A 16,675-nucleotide genomic window follows, 5' to 3' on the forward strand; every position below is an offset into this window, starting at 1 on the left:
ACGGCATGGCCCGTATCTGCCCATGAAAGTTTCACGCAAAGCCTTGCACTAGTCGGATTGTGGGTAGAAACTACAGGTAATTAAACGGGCCGCGCACACGTTACGATTTGTCAACCGGGCGTATTCGCGTCCCGGGGGGAGCTGGTTGGGGGAATGAACCGCGTGAACGCCTGTCTGCGCCACAACGCCGTTGCGGCGGCCTGCGCCCTCTTCATGGCCCTTCCTGCCGCCGCCCAGCCGGTCGGCGGCCCCATAGCGGGGCCGGGCCGCGATGTCATCGAAGGGCAGACCGCTGCCCCCGCCCAGGCTCCGCGTGGCCGGTTGCGCGTGGTGGGCGAGATCGAGCGCAGCCCCTGCGCGCTGGCCGATCCGGCCTATGCCAGCATCACCGTCACCCCCAGCCAGTTCGTCTTCAACAATCTCGGCCCCGTAGACCCCGCCGCGCTGGCCGATATCACTGCACTCTACACCGGCCGCGAACAGTCGGTCAGCATCATCTGCGAGGTTCGCGATGCCGTGGCCACACGGCTGCGTGCGCTTGGCTATGTCGCGGCCGTGCAAGTGCCTGCTCAGCGCATCGAGAACGGCGTCGTGGCGCTTGAGGTGCTCTACGCCAAGGTCACCGCGGTGCGCGTGCTGGGTGATGCCGGCAAGACCGAGGCGGTGTTCGAGCGCTACCTGTCCCGCCTCACCAATGGTCAGGTGTTCAACCGGTTCGACGCTGAGCGCTGGCTGCTGCTCGCCCGCGACGTGCCCGGCTATGATGTGCGCCTGCTGCTCAAGCCGGCCGGCACCGGTGTCGGCGAGATGATCGCGGAAATCAGCCTGGAGCGCACGCCCTTCGTTCTTGATTTCTCCGTGCAGAACCTCGCTGCTGCCCAGACCGGCCGCTGGGGCGGCCAGCTTCGTGCCGAGGCCTATGACCTGACCGGCCTTGGCGACCGCACCAGCCTCAGCTTCTACAGCACGCCTGATTTCGATGAGCAGATGATCGTCCAGGTCGGCCATGATTTCCTCGCCGGCGGCTCCGGCCTGCGCCTCGGCGGGCGCTTTACCTATGCCTGGTCCAATCCCGATGTCGGCGCCGCCCCGCCCATCGAGGCGCGCACGTCCATTGCCGCCATCGATGCCCGCTATCCGCTCAAGCGCAGCCAGGCGCTCAGCCTCGGCCTGTCGGGCGGCATGGAGTTCGTCACTCAGCGCGTCACCTTCGCCGGCCTGCCGGTCACGCGGGACAGGCTGCGCATCGGCTATCTCCGCCTCGACGGCGAGGCCGTGGACACGCGCGGCGTCGGCCCCGGCGGCACCACCGGCTGGCGGCTCACCGGCGCGCTCGAGCTCCGGCAGGGTTTCGACATTCTCTCCGCCTCGCCCAATTGCGTCGACAATATCGCCGCCTGCACCGCGCCCGGCGCGCTGCCGCCCGGCAACATCGTCAGCGATTCGAGCGCCTTCCTCGCCCGCTTCCAGGGCCGGGCCGAGCTTCGCGTCGGCCGCCATGTGGTCATCGCACTCATGCCGCGCGCGCAGATTTCGGGCGCGGCGCTGCCCAGCTATGAGCAGTTTGCGCTCGGCAACTTCACGCTCGGCCGTGGCTTCGATCCCGGCGCATTGCTCGGTGACAAGGGCGTCGGCATGGCCAGCGAAATCGCCTTTCCGGGGCAGATCCTCTCCACCTCCGAAAAGCTCTCGGCCGAGCCCTATGTCTTCGCCGATGCCGGCTGGGTGTGGAACAAGTTCGACCCCGCCGGCAATGATCCGCGCGCCATCGGCTCGGTCGGCGGCGGCGTGCGCACGCTCTGGGGAGACAAGGCCCGCCTCGATCTCGGCCTCGCCGTCCCCACCCGCAGCGTCGGCCTGCGTCAGGCCGGCGATGTCCGTTTCCTCCTCACCCTCACAACACGGCTCGTGCCGTGGGGCAGCCGCCAATGATCATGCACCGCAAGTCCCTCACCGCCTCGGGCGTGTCGCGCCTCGCGCTCGCCACCATGCTCGCCGCCGCGCCTACAGCGGCCATGGCGCAGGCCACCTACAACGGCGTCGCCGCTGATGGTGTCGCCACCTATGATCCGGGCGTCCTCAGCATCAACAATTTCGACAATGTCGACACCATCACCGTCAATGCCGCCCAGGGCATCATCAACTGGACCCCTACCGTCGCTGGCGATGGCACCACGCCGATCAACTTCCTCCCCGCCGGCGAGCAGATCGATTTCTTCGGCGGATCCGCCCTCAACGGCGCCGCCTATACGGTCCTCAACCGGATCATCCCGTCGGGCGTGGCCAACACGCCCATCTCCTTCAACGGCCTCGTCAACAGCGACGCCGCCGGCTCGATCTGGTTCTACGCCCCCGGCGGCATGATCATCGGCAGCACAGGCACCTTCAATGTCGGCAGCCTGCTGCTCACCACCGCCGACCCGCTCACCGATGCCCTCGGCAATTTCATCACGCCCAGCGGCACGGCCAGCCTGTTTGAGCTCACCAACAGCGGCAGCCCCACCGCTGCCATCCAGCTGCAAAACGGCGCCGACATCATCGCCACCAACCCGAACAGCTACGTCATCCTGCAAGCCCCGCAGATCATCACCGAGAACAGCAGCCAGATCGACGTCAATGGCAGCCTCGCCATGGTCGCCGCTGAAACCGCCCGCTTCCGGCTCGATGGCGGCCTGTTCGACATTGCAGTGACCAGCGGCACCAGCGTCACCGATGCCATGCAGATTGGCGGCCGCGTCATCGGCGCCAATGCGCCCACCGCCGCTGACCGTCACCGCATGTATTTCGTCGCCGTGGCCAAGAATGACGCCATCACCATGGCCTTTTCGGGCGACAATTCCGGCTCACCTGTCCCGCTTGGCTTCGATATCGCAGGTGCTGCCAGTGTTGAGGGCAACACCGTCGTGCTCTCGGCCGGCTATGACATCAACGAGGCCACCAACGGCTTTGCAGGCCCATTCAGCAGCCTGCCCTCCGAAGCCAGCAGCGGCGCGGGTGAATCCATTGAATTCGTCGGTCGCGGCGTCAATTCCTTCGCCACTTTCCGCTCCACCGGCTCGACCAGCCTGCGCAGCACCGCCCAAGGCTCGTCCGATACCGATGTGTCCTTCAACGCAGGCGTCGAATTCGCTGCTGACCAGGATGTGCTGCTCGAGGCTGCGGACTATGGCCAGATCAGCGTCACCGGAAACGCCCGCATCACCGCCAACGCCGGCACCCTGTTCGACTCTGATGGGGCTGACCGGGTCGGCGGCGTGGCCGTGGTCCGCGTCAGCGACGGCATCTTCTCGCAGATCGATATCAGCGGCGATCTCATCCTGTCAGCCATCGGCATTGGCGGCGGCATCAGCAGCGGCGATGCCGGCAATGGCACCGGCGGCACGGCGCGCGTCGAAGTCGATGATGAATTCGGCAGCGGCGCCCGCTTGCGGGTCGGTGGCAATCTCGTCCTTGATGTGCGTGGCCAGGGCGGCTCCTCGGGCATCGGCGCGAGCGGCAGCGGCACCGGCGGCGGCCTTGATGGCCAGAGCGGCATCTTCGCCACCAACAATGGCACGCTCATCGTCGAAGGCGATGTCATCGGCCGCGCATCGGGCACCGGCGGCAGCGCCTCGCCCGATCAGCCGGCCGGCGCCGGCACCGGCGGCCAGCTCATTGTCAGCGCGGACACCGGCGGCAGCATCGCCGTCACCGGCGAAATCCTGCTCGACACGCGCGGTATCGCCGGCAATCAATTCTTCCTCCTTGGCGAGCCCGGCTCGCCCACATTCGGCATCGGCGGAGACGGGCTGGGCGGCGCCTCGCGCATCACCATCGCCGATGGCACGCTGACGGCGGGCATCCTGACCCTCGATGCCGGCGGCCTCGGCGGCGATCTCGATCCCACCGCCATCGGCCGCGGCGGCACCGTCTCGATCGACACCACCAACGCCGCCGCCAGCATCACCGTCACCGACGCGGTCTTCCTCAACGCCAATGGCGGCGGCGGTCAGGATACGAACGACGGCGCGACAGGCGGCATCGGCCAGGGCGGCACCGCCCGCATCGGCGTCGCGGGTGGCACGATCGACTTTTCCGGATTCGAGGTCTTCCTCGATTCGACCGGTTTCGGCGGGCGCGGCGGCGCTCTTGGGGCCGTTGGCATCGGCGGGCTCACCCAGCTCGTAATGGACAGCGGCACGCTTTCGGCAGACAGTTTCTTCCTTCAGAGTTCGGGCCAAGGCGGCAGCACCAGTGCTGTCAATGTTGGCGGCTCTGGCCAGGGTGGCACCGTCGAGGTGATCCTTGAAACATTGTCCGGTCCCACCCAGTTCAACGTCAACAGCCTGGGTCTCTTCGCCTCGGGTGGAGGCGGTGCCAACATCGGCGGAACCGGTGGCACAGGTACGGGCGGCACCGCGCGCTATAGCCAGACTGGGCTCGATGTCACACTGTCTTCGCTTAATGTCGACGCCAGCGGCTTCGGCGGCGAGGGCGACGAGGGCATCCCGCCCGACGTTGGCGGCAACGGCTTTGGCGGCACCAGCATCCTCACCGTCGAGGCCGGCACGCTCAATGCCGGGATCCTTGTCGAAGCCGGCGGTTTCGGCGGCAGCGGTGAAGTCCAGGGCGGTGATGGCTTTGGCGGCCTTGTCGATGTCAATGCGCTTCAGGGCGCCATTCCTTCGTTGATCTCCGCCGGCACCTTCCTCGCGTCCGCCGATGGCGCGGGCGGCGAAGGCTCGTCGCCGTTCTTCCCGCTGGTCAACAGCGGCTCGGGTGGCAACGGCACCGGCGGCGAGGTCCGCGTCTTCGGCCGCGCCGAAAATGGCTCGATCAGCGTCGGTGAAGGCACCGTCCGCGCCAATGGCATCGGCGGCTTCGGCGCTGACGGTGAACCCGGCTCCTTTGCCGGCAGCGGCGGCGCCGGCGGCAGCGGCACCGGCGGCATCGCCCGCGCCGGCATCCTCGAAGGCCCCGACGCCGCGAGCTTCGCCGGCACCTTCGACGTCTCCTTCCTCGGCCTTGAAGCCAGCGGCTTCGGCGGCAACGGCGGCGACGGCGCCAGCACGCAAGGCGGAGACGGGGGTGACGGCGGCGCCGGCGGCAATGCCAGCGGCGGCACCGCCAGTCTCGAAATTCAGGGCGGCAACCTCACCGGCGGCGTTTTTGTCGGCGCTGAAGCCAGCGCCGGCAATGGCGGCTTTGGCGGCGCTGGAGATACCTTCGGCCTCGTCGGCGCCGGCGGCGACGCGCTGAACAGCGGCGCCAGCGCCAGCCTCATCGTCACCTCGCACAGCGTCGCCGGCGCGCCGGGCACCGCCACGCTGTTCAGCCCGTTCATCTCTGCCGATGCCACAGGCGGCGAGTCGGTTGATGGCACGGGCGGCAATGCGGTCGCCGGTTCGGCGCGCGCCGAAATCGCCGATAGCGGCAGCGGGGCTTTGCTGGGCGGCTTCATCAACGCTGACGTCCTCGACGTGTCGGCGGACGCCAATGCCGGCGCGTCCGATTTCAGCATTGGCGGCGACGCCACCGCCGGCGTGGCCCAGGTCAGCGTCACCAGCGGTGCGCTGGTTGTGCCCGATGTCACGGTCAGCGCAAGGGGCGTCGGCGGCTTCACCCGCACCGCCGAGGCCGGCGACGGAACCGGCGGGACCGGTGAAATCCGCCTCAATGGCGGCAGCATCGACATCACGTCCAGCCTCGACATCGACGTGGCTGGCACCGGCAGCGGCAATATCGGCGAAAATGGAGATGGCCTTGGCGGCAGCGGCGTCGGCGGCTCGGCCGGGCTGTTCATCGATGCCGGCGGCGGGACCATGACGCTGGCCCCGCTTCTCATTGGCGCGCAAGGCGTTGGCGGTCGCGGCGTTCAGGGCGGCGGTGATGCCACGGGCGGCGGGTTCGATATCGCCATCCTGGCCGGCGATCTCAACATTCTCGGCGGGCTCCAAGTCGATATGTCGGCACTCGCCGGCGAGGTCGATTTCGGCACCTTCAACGACCCTGCAACGGGTACCGCCGCCGGCAACGCATTCGGCGGCAGCGCGACCATCCTCATCGAAAATGGCACGCTCGACCCGCTCGGCGACTTCATCGTCAACGCCAGCGCCCAGGGTGGCGGCGGCAATCTCGCCCCCACCAGCGGCGCCGCTGCCACCGGCGGCATCATCGACCTCACCATCGCTGGCACAGGCTCATTGACGCCCGGCGTCGTCACCCTCGATGGCAGCGCGACCGGCGGCAACGGCGCCAACGGCATCAGCGGCCGCTTCGGCGCCGGGTCAGGCGGCGCGGCGACCGGCGGCAGCGTCACCGTTGCGCTCGACGGCCTCTCTTCCAGCCTCGAAGCCGTCAATCTCGCGCTGCTTGCTGCGGCCGACGGCGGCAACGGGGGCCGCGGCGCGACCGGCGAGGTTGATGGAAACGCCGGCGCAGCGACCGGCGGCCTCGCCAGCCTCGCCATCAACGGCGGCAGCCTGTTCCTCAGCGACACCGGGTTCAACACGCTGCTTCTCGATGCCAATGCCGACAGCGGCGCATCGCTTCCCGGCGTCGAAGCCATTGCCGGCGGCCAGGGCGCCAATGCAAGCGGTGGCACCGCCAGCTTCATCATCACCAGCGGCCTGTTCGACACGTTCGGTGACGTTGCCATTCGCGCCTTTTCTGACTCCAGCTCCGTCCACACGGGCGACGGCACGGTCGCAACCGGCGGTGACGCGCTGTTTGCCGTCGGTGACGGCGCGGTAACCCTCGACCGCCTCTCCATTGAAAGCGGCGCAACCGGCGGCAATCGCTGGCTTGCCGGCGATGCGCCCGGTTTTGCGCAGGGCGGCACCGCCGGACTGACTATCGGCGGCGGCACCTTCACCGCCAGCGGGACGGTATCTGTCAGTGCGGAAGGCGCAGGCCGCGGTCCGGTTGGTGCAGGTGTTGGCGGTGCGAATGCCATCGGCGGCGCCGCCAGCGTCGAGATCGGCACGGGCGGCAGCCTTTTGGCGCAAGACAGCCTTGTTGTGAACGCCGCTGCCTTTGCGGGTGACGGCATTCTCTACGGCGATGCCACCGGCGGCACCGTCAATATCGATGTCGGCGCAGGCACGCTCGAAGTTCAGGCCTTCTCCGAAATCTTTGCCGGTTCCTTCACCGCGGTCGAATCGCCAACCCGCGCTGAAGACGGCAATCCCGGCGGCACCTCGATCGGCGGCTCAGTGCTGTTCAATATCGGCAGCGCCGATGGGGCGGGCTCGGCCCTTCTTACCCAGCTTTCCATGCGCGCCAATGCTTTCGCCAGCAGCGGCGGCAACAGCACCGTCGCCGATCAGGCCGGCGGCGCCGGCGGCAGCGCCACGGGTGGAACCGTTTCACTCACGCTCGGCAATTTCGGCGAAGCGAGCCAATTGACCACCCTCGAGATAACGCAGACCGCCGATGCCTTTGGCGGCTTCGGCGGCTTTGGCGGTCCCGGTGCTGATGGCGGTGCCGGCGGCACGGCCACCGGTGGCCAGGTCGCCGTCATCGCCAGCGGCGCGGCCAATGTCATCATCAGCGGCAACGCGGTCCAGCGGGCCCGCGGCGTTGGCGGGTCCGGCGCAAATGGCGGTGACACCGGCGGCGGCGCTGGCGGTGCCGGCGGTGCCGGCCTCGGCGGCGAAGCGCGCTTCGTTCTGGCGAATGCGCTGAGCGGCGGTCAGCTCAGCGCCGACACGCTCAGCCAGACGGTCACCGGCACTGGCGGCATCGGCGGCAATGGCGGCGAGGGCAATCTTGTCGTCTCGGGCATTGGCGGTCGCGGCGGCGACGGTGAAGGCGGTCTCGCCATCATCACCGCCAGCAATGGCGGCGCCGGCGCGCTCGCGGGCGATGTCACGGTCGGCACCTTGAGCGCCCTCGCCAGCGGCCTTGGCGGCGCCGGCGGCGACGGGGGTTCCGGCGGTTTTGTCGCTGATACACCGGGCAATGGCGGTGACGGCGGCAACGCGGTCGGCGGCATCGCGTCACTCGGCATCTTCGAAAGCAGTTTCAGCGGCGCAAATATCAATCTCAATGTCCAGGCGACCGGTGGCCTCGGCGGTGACGGTGGCGACACCACGACGCTCAGCGTCGCCGATCGCGGCGGTCTGGGCGGCAACGCGCAGGGCGGTGAAACGTCACTCTTCGTCACCGGCGGCGTCCTGTCCGCCGATCTCGTCACGCTCTCGGCCGCCTCCGAAGGCGGCGAGGGCGGGCTCGGCACCATCGGCGAAGGCTTTGAAGGGCCCGGCGGCAGTGGCGGTAACGCGCTGGCCGGTTCCGAAACCAGCGCCCGCCTGCTCATCGACGGCACCGGCCTCGCCGCCGATGTCAGCTTGGGCAGCCTCGATCTCATCGCCACCAGCACGGGCGGTTTTGTCTCCGGAATTGACGCCGTTGAAGGCGATGCGATCGGCGGCGGCGCCGGTATCCAGTTCCTCGACGGCCCGCTCGCCAGCAACCTCGACATCACCAACGGCGTCATCATCGACGCAAGCGGCATCGGCCAGAGCGCCACTGGCGGCAATGCCTTCATCACCATGTCGCGCGGCGCCGTCACCGCCGGTGGCCCGGTCGAGATTCTTGCCAACGCCGACGCCTTTGGAGGCGGCAACGCGCTGGGCGGCACCAGCCTTGTCGACGCCGGGGCCGGCGCCTTCAGCGTCCTGCCCGGCTTCCTCTTCCTGCTCGATGCCAATGCCCGCACCGAAGAAGGTGGCATCGCCACCGCCGGCAGCGCCAGCCTCCTCGCCAGCCAGGCCGGCGGCACCGTCAGCCTTCCCGTCGAGGTCGAGATCAACGCAGTCGCCATCGGCGGCACCACGATCGGCGGCCTCGCCGAAGTGGTCGCCGGCGCACCCGGCAGCAGCATCACCATCAGCGGACCCGTCTCAGTCAATGCCTTTGCCATCATCGGCGAGGAAGACTTCACCGGTGCCCCCGCCACCGGCGGCGCCGCCCGCATCCTCGCCAATGACGGCACGGTCAATCTCGATAGCCCGGATATATTCGTGGATGCGGGGGCCATTGCCGGCCCCGGCATCAACGGCGGCCTCGCCACCGGCGGCAGCATCGACATCCTTGCCGGCGGCGACGGCCAGATCAACCAGCCGCTGGGCGGCATCTTCCTCGATGCGAGCGCCATTGGCGGATTCTCCTTCGATTTCAACGGCGGCAGCGGTAACGGCGGCGATGCCATCGGCGGCATCATCACGATCGGCCTCGCCGGTGACGCCACGGCGCTCGCGTCTCTCACCACCCAGTCGATCAACGCGAACGCAGTCGCCGACGGTGGCGGCGTCGACGTTCCGCAACCGGGCAACACCGGCGGCGATGCCACCGGCGGCACCATCTTCCTCGGCAGCCAGACCAGCGCCGGCACCGTCAGTGTCGGCGATGCCACGCTCCTGGGGGCAGCCTTTGGTGGCGGTGGCGCCATCGGCGGCAGCGCCACTGGCGGCGGCGTGCGCTTCGGCAACGCCGGCCTCGCCAGCCCGCTTAGCGGCAGCGTCACTGCGGCCAGCCTTCTGCTCGATGCCAACGGCGAAGGCGGCGCGGGTCTGTCCGAAGGCGGCGCGGGCCGTGGCGGCAGCGCCACCGTCGGCGGCGCCGGCGGCACTATCACCATCAGCGGGCGGGCCTCGCTTGTCGCCAATGGCAGCGGCGGCGCCTTCCTCGACAGCGTCGGCAGCTTCGGCCAGGGCATCGGCGGCGTGGCGCGCCTCACCATGGGCGCTCACAGTGTCGGCGGCGAACCCTCGCTGCTCAGCCTTGGCGAAGCGGAACTGACGGCCATCGGCGCCCCAACCGCTGGCCCGCTGGTGCCGCTCGCATCAATCACTGGCCAGACCCTGATCGACAGCGGCGGCGGCGAGATCGAGATCCTCGATTTCATCACCATGACGAACGGCGGCGATCAGCCCTTTGCCGATAATGGCCTCGGCATCGCATCCGGCATCGCCAGCACGCCGGGCACCAGCGGCGGCTCGGTCACGTTCGCAAGCGGCGCCAGCTTCGTGCTCGCCGGCCTCTCAACCTTCGGCATCGAAGACGGCGCGATCATCGCCACCGACAATGCCATCACCATCGATGCCGACATCATCATCCCCAGCCTGAGCGGCGCAGCACAAGACCAGCCCGGCACGCTCGAAGCCCCGGCGCTGGGCGTCTTCATCACGGCCAATGACATCGTGATGGACACCACGCTGGTCGGTGGTCAGGTCAGAGTCGAGTCGTTCGGCAATCTCGCGCTCGCTGGCATCGGCGGCGGCAGCGAAGCCACGCTCACCGCGCCCGGCGGCGTCTTCCTCGGCGGCGCGTTCCTCGATGGCCCGATCACCATCGATGGCGGAGATGTCTTCAGCGGTGACATCTCGGCCGACAGCATCAATATTGTTTCTGCAAATGATATCCAGACCTTCGGCCTCTTCGGCGGTTCGGACATCACCCTCGATGCCGCCAGCAACATCCTGACTGCCGATATCGATCTGGGCGGCGCGCTCAGCCTCCTCGCCGGCGGCAATATCGAGACCGCCAACATCACCTCCGCCGCCGACACGCTCGCCATCGACGCCAGCGGCGGCAGTCTGACCACCGGCAACATCACGGCACCTGGCGACGTCGATCTCGCCGCCGCCACCACGCTCACCACCGGCAACGTCACCGCCGCCCTGCTCAACGCCACCTCTGTTGGTCTGATGACCATGGGCGACCTCAGCGCACCGCAGGGCATCATCCTCGTGTCGGGTGGCGCCATCAACACCGGCGCGCTCGCCTCTGACATCCTCATCTCGCTCACCGCCGGCGATGATATCGAAGCCGGCGACATCGACACGGACGCCGCCCTCAGCCTCACCGCCACCGGCGACCTCACCACCGGCGACATCCGCTCGGGTGGCGCTTTCGTCAGCCTCATCGCCAATACCGGCAATCTCGCAGCAGGCGCCATTGACGGCGGCGGGGATATCACGCTCTTCGCCGATGGCACTGTCGGAACCGGTGACCTTCTCGCGCCCGGCACGATCGATATCAGCGCGGGCGGTGATATCGTCGCTGGCGATATCGATACTGGCGCCAACCTCCTGATTTTTGCTGACACCAATCTGACCATCGGCAGCATCGTCAGCGCAGGTACATTTGTCACCGTCGCCGCGCTTGACGGACAGTTGACGACGCTAGGCGTGGTCAGCAACGGCGAGGCCACTCTCGTCGGCAGCGAAGGTGTCGATATCGGCAGCGTCCGCGCCGAAGGCAGCATCGGCATCGGTTCCGCCAATGGCGACGTGACGGCGGGCGTTCTCAGCGCCGGCGACAGCGTCATCGTCTCGGCGCCAGGCGGCGCGGTCACTTACACGAGTTCAGACGCGGGCATCATAGATCCCGCGCCCATCGAGACGCCGGAAGAAGTCGGCGGTCCCGACGTCGGCGATCCCGACGGCGGCGATTCCGGCGGCGGCGGTGCGCCAGTGATCAACCAATATGCGACGATCATCGAATCCGGCGGCGCGATAAGCATCGGTGATATCGAAGCTGCCGGTGAAATCAGCCTCACCGCCGGTTTCGGCATTGTCGGCGGTTCAGTCAGCGGGGGTGGAGACATCTTCGCCAGCGCCGGCAGTGGCCTCGGTGCCAATCTCGAACTCGAATCGCTCAGTGCGCCCGGCAACATGACCCTGCTCGCCGACAGCAACGCCTCCCTCGACAGCGGCAACATCTTCATCAACGCGCTGACCAGCGCCGGGTCGCTGACCAGCAGCAGCGCCAATGAGAGCTTCTTCCGCGGGATCGACGCGACCGGCAACATCAACGTGCAGGCGGGCGGCAATGCCCGCTTCTTCGACATGGTCAGCGCTCCCAACATCACCGTCACCTCCGGCAACATCGTCATCACCGAACGCTTTGGCGGGCTCGACACCCAGACCATCAATCTCAACATCCTGCCCGGTCAGAGCGCCTCGATCGGGGGTGTCGAAGTTGATACCAGCTATGCCCTTGAAAGCTTCGAAATCGCCCGGCTGCAAGCCGCCGATATCAACGTGACCCTGCTTCTGGGCGAGGGCACGACCGATCTGCGCGTCTTCGATCTCAACCTGCGCGGCAGCGACGACAGCAATCCCAATCTCACCGGTTCGTCCTTCACCATCATTGCGCCCGGCGACATCACCGTCGAAGGCCCCACGACCATCACCAACGCCGGCATCGAAGACGAGCTCAATCTCTTCGCCGACCAGATCCTCGTCTATGCCGATCGCGGCGGCCAGCTCTCGGTCACCGACACCGACTTCTTGCCCGGCGGTATCCTCAATCTTGACGCCCGCAACATCTTCGTCGGCACCACTGCGCTGATCACCGACCTGCTGCTCGACGTCAATTTCACCGGCCGCAACGACGCGCTCAACGCCGATGCCGCCACCGTGCTGCCCAATGAACAGCAGCTTGTCGGCCTCTTCATGAACGTCACCGCCGAGGGCGCCTTCCTCGTCCAGAACGCCGGCACCAGCCTGCTCGAAGCCGGCTTTGACGCCGGCAACCTGGTCATCACCCCGCGTGACGGTGCTGGTGGCGGGCAGGGGCCGGTCGTCATCGCCGAGCCGCTCGATGTCGTCATCAACGGCCAGACCCGCGATGAGGGGTTCGAGCCGGTGACCAGCGACTTCACGCTCGATACTGTCACCTTCAACCTCTCCGCAGTTGGCGCCGGCTACACAGATCTCACTCAGGTCAATGGCTGCTTGCTGGCAGGTGGCAATTGCGCAACGCCGACCCCGACCCCGACCCCGACGCCGACGCCGACCCCGACCCCGACCCCGACCCCGACCCCGACGCCGACGCCGACGCCGACGCCGACGCCGACTCCCACACCGACGCCGACGCCCACGCCGACGCCCACGCCGACGCCCACGCCGACGCCCACGCCGGAGCCGGAGGTGCCGGTTGATATCGTCGATCCCATCCCCACGGTCGTGCAGGAGCTGACCGAGGAGGAAAATGAGCGCCTCGACGGCACCACTGACGGCGAAGGCACCAATGTGACTCCGCAGATCCGCCAGCAGCAGCTGATCAACCCCAATCCCATGCTGGAGCGCGAGTTCGTCGAAGAGCCGGTGACCGGCGGCGGCAACGGGGGCCAGTTCATCGGCGCCGGCCGCGGCCTGCTCGGTGCCGGCGGCCAGTTCCTCGGCACCGGCAACCAGTCCGGTCCGGGCGGCACAGGCAATGACGGCCAGTTCCTCGGCACCGGCAACCAGTCCGGTCCAGGAGGTACGGGCAATGACGGCCAGTTCCTCGGCACGGGCAACCAGTCCGGCCCGGGCGGAACGGGCAACGATGGCCAGTTCCTCGGCACCGGCAACCAGTCCGGCCCCGAAGGGCAGGGCAACGACAGCCAGTTCCTCGGCACGGGTACCGGCAATTCGCAAGCGCAGGAGCAGCAGTGATGAAGGCCAGGTTCAACCGCACCGCGGCGGTCTGCGGCCTCATCGCCCTTGCCATGGCCTCGCCGCTGACGCCCGCGGCGGCCGCATCGCGCGAAAGCCTGAAGCGCGAAGACAGCTTCCGCGTCGGTACCACTGGCGTGCTCTGCACCGCCCAGTCGCAAGGCACCGGCCCGCTGCTCGCGTCGATGTTCGATCGCGGCTATGCTCTGGTCTGCCGCGATGCCGCCACCCAGATCGGCAGCCTTTATGCGCTGCGCTCGGCCGCTGGCAGCGGCGCGCGCGCCGTGCTCGATCGCCTCGCCGTTGAGGCCGGCGGCTGCACCGCCACAGAAAACACCAGCCTCGATGGTCTCGCCGTCACCCGCACCAGCTGTGTCGGCACCGTGCCCGGCGTGCCCCGCCTCATCCTCAGCACCCAGTCCGGCGGCACGCTCTATATCGCCGAAGGTCTGGCCGGCTATGAGCCCGCGCTCTCCCTCGGCCTCCAGTCGCTGGTTGCCGACCGCGCCGTGCCCGGCGAAGTCGCCGTCACCGTCACCGGCACCACCGACCCGACCGCGCTGGCCCGGGTGCAGGCCGGCGTTCTCGATCCCGAAGCCGCCCTTTCCGAAGGCTATCTGCGCAACAATGCCGGCAGCTTCGCCGAAGCGGCTGCATTCTTCGAAAATCTGGTCGAGCGCAGCCGCACCGGCGACACCGGCTTCGCCCGCACCGCCGAATATCTGGCCAATCAGGGCCTCCAGCAATCCAATCTTGGCAAGCGCGCCGCCGCCCTTGATCTGTTCGAACGCGCCGCCCGCGCGCCCGATGCCGTCGATCCCATCCAGCAGCGCCGGCTGCGCAATTTCCGCGCCATCGATGCGCTCAACAATTTTCAGGTCGATGCCGCGCTCGAAATCCTCGCCACGCCGGTCTCGGCGGTCAGCGCCGGTGGCCTCGACCCCGAGCAGCTCGCCCAGGGCGTCATCGCCCGCGGGGTCTCGCAGCGCCTCAACACCGATGCCGGCCAGCTCGCCCGTCTGGCAGGCGGCGAACAGCGCCTCTCGACCGAAGAACGCATCGAAATCCTTGACGCCCAGTCGGAATATCTTCGCGGCGTCGCCTATCGCGCCGGGGGCCGCCTTGCCGAAGCCAAGCAGGCGCTCAACAACGCGATTGCCGCGATCGACGGCATTCGCGGCGGCCGGGTCCGCTCGCTCGGCTGGCTCAATGCCGCCAGCTATACCGATCTCGGCGCCATCGCCGAAGCCGAGGGGGATGCTGCCGGCGCGCGCGCACAGCTCTCCGAAGCGGTGCGCCTGCTGGCGCTCGAATATCCCGGCTCAGCCTCGCTGCTCGCTGCCGAAGCGCGCCTCGCCGCGCTCTATGCCCGGCAGGGCGACGCCGCCGCCGCCCGCAGCGCCTTTGCCGCCGTCGTCAAGGCTGCGCCCACCACGCCGGGCGGTGATCAGGCCATCCGCCCGATCATCGGGCCCTATTTCGCCCTGCTCGCCCAGAGCGGCAGCAGCGAAGACGCCGCCGCCTTCTTTGCCGCCGCGCAGACGCTGGTCCGACCCGGCGTCGCCCAAACGCAGGCCGTGCTTGCGCGCGAGCTCTCCGGTGGCTCCGATGAAGCCGCCGCCCTGTTCCGCGAATCGAGCACCGTCTCGCGGGAAGTCGTCCGCGTCGAAACCGAAATCGGCCGTCTGACTCGCGCCACCGAGCTGACGCCCGACGAGAGCGACCGCCTGCAAACCCTCACCGCCGAGCGCGAGACGCTGGCCACCCAGCAGACCCAGCTCCTCGCCCGTCTCGCCGCCTATCCGCGCTACCGTGTCGTGTCGCCCGACACGCTCCCGCTGTCCGAGCTTCAGGCGGCGCTCAAGCCGGCCGAGGCCTATTACAAGCTCAGCCTCATCGGCGGCCGCGCCTATGGCATGATGATCACCGCCGACATGGCTCGTGTCGTCGCCGTGCCCGCCAGCACACGTGATCTCGAAGCCATGGTCGCGCGCCTGCGGGACAGCATCGTGCGCATCGAGGACGGCCAGACCGCCACCTATCCCTTCGACGCGCCCACCGCGCGCCTTCTCTATCAGGCGCTGTTCACAGGTCTCGATGAGGCCCTTGCCGATGTGCGCCACATCATCTTCGAGCCGGATGGCCCGCTGCTCCAGCTTCCGCCCAATCTGCTCATCACCTCCGATGCCGGCCTGCCCGAATATCTCGCCCGCGTCGCCGACATCACCGCTGATGCCTATGACATGCGCGGCATCGCCTGGCTGGGCCGCGACCGGATGGTGACCACGGCGGTCAGCGCCCGCTCCTTCGTCGATCTGCGCCGCATCGCACCCTCAAGCGCGACGCGCGCCTATCTCGGCCTCGGCCAGAACGCAGCACCCCCGGCGCGCATGTCCGCCATCCCGCGCGATGCCTGCGAATGGCCGCTCGCGGCCTGGACCAACCCGATCGCTGCCACCGAGTTGCGTACTGCGGCCGCAGCCCTTGGCAGCGGCAGCAGCGAGATCCTCACCGACGCGGCCTTTGCCGATACCGCGCTCAACGGGCGCGACGACCTGCGCAACTTCCGCGTCCTCCATTTCGCCACGCACGGCCTTGTCACCGCGCCCTCGCCGCAGTGCAGTGCCCAGCCAGCCCTGCTCACCAGCTTCGGCACCGATGGTTCCGACGGCCTGCTCACCTTCAAGGAAATCTTCGACCTTCGGCTCGACGCCGAAACGGTGATCCTCTCGGCCTGTGACACTGCCGGCATGGCCACTGTCTCGGCCACCCGCGAGGCCGGCATCGCCACTGGCGGCAATTTCGCCCTCGACGGCCTGGTCCGCGCCTTTGTCGGCGCTGGCTCGCGTACCGTCATCGCCAGCCACTGGCCCGTCCCCGATGATTTCGGCGCCACAGAGCGGCTTATATCCGGCCTGTTTGACGGCAAGGCCACGCGCATCGGCGAATCCATGCGCCAGGCCGCCGTCACGCTGATGGACGATGCCGCAACGTCCCACCCCTATTACTGGTCCGCCTTCGCCATCGTCGGCGACGGCGAACGCCCGCTTCAGTAGGGGCCTCCGGCGGCTGGGGCCTCAGGCCCCAGACCCCATTTGTTGTTTTACGCTGGACCTGAAGAGCGAAAAGCCCGCGCGGAACGCACAATCAAATGCCTGCGGCGCGGGACAAACTCTGCATGTGCATCCCCACAATACGAATGGGGTCTGGGGCCTGAGGCCCCAGCCGCCGGAGGCAATAGCGCC

At 68.3% G+C, this 16,675-nt stretch carries 3 protein-coding genes; all 3 read left to right on the plus strand.

Annotation, left to right across the window (positions count from 1 at the left end):
- The first annotated feature begins 153 nt into the window (after positions 1-153).
- From ACMVO5_RS00360 to ACMVO5_RS00370, 3 genes are read left to right on the plus strand one after another with little or no spacing between them, the layout of a single operon-like run.
- A complete protein-coding gene (locus ACMVO5_RS00360; protein ID WP_416908109.1) occupies positions 154-1,932 on the plus strand; it encodes a ShlB/FhaC/HecB family hemolysin secretion/activation protein in 1,779 nt (592 codons plus the stop codon).
- Positions 1,914-13,430 (plus strand): beta strand repeat-containing protein, encoded by an 11,517-nt coding sequence (locus ACMVO5_RS00365; RefSeq protein WP_416908110.1) that lies wholly within the window; start codon positions 1,914-1,916, stop codon positions 13,428-13,430. The genes ACMVO5_RS00360 and ACMVO5_RS00365 overlap by 19 nt, the downstream gene beginning before the upstream one ends.
- A complete protein-coding gene (locus tag ACMVO5_RS00370) occupies positions 13,430-16,486 on the plus strand; it encodes a CHAT domain-containing protein (RefSeq protein ID WP_416908111.1) in 3,057 nt (1,018 codons plus the stop codon). The genes ACMVO5_RS00365 and ACMVO5_RS00370 overlap by 1 nt, the downstream gene beginning before the upstream one ends.
- Positions 16,487-16,675 lie beyond the last annotated feature (189 nt).

Source organism: Polymorphobacter sp., from assembly GCF_048007885.1.
Classification (GTDB): domain Bacteria; phylum Pseudomonadota; class Alphaproteobacteria; order Sphingomonadales; family Sphingomonadaceae; genus Sandarakinorhabdus.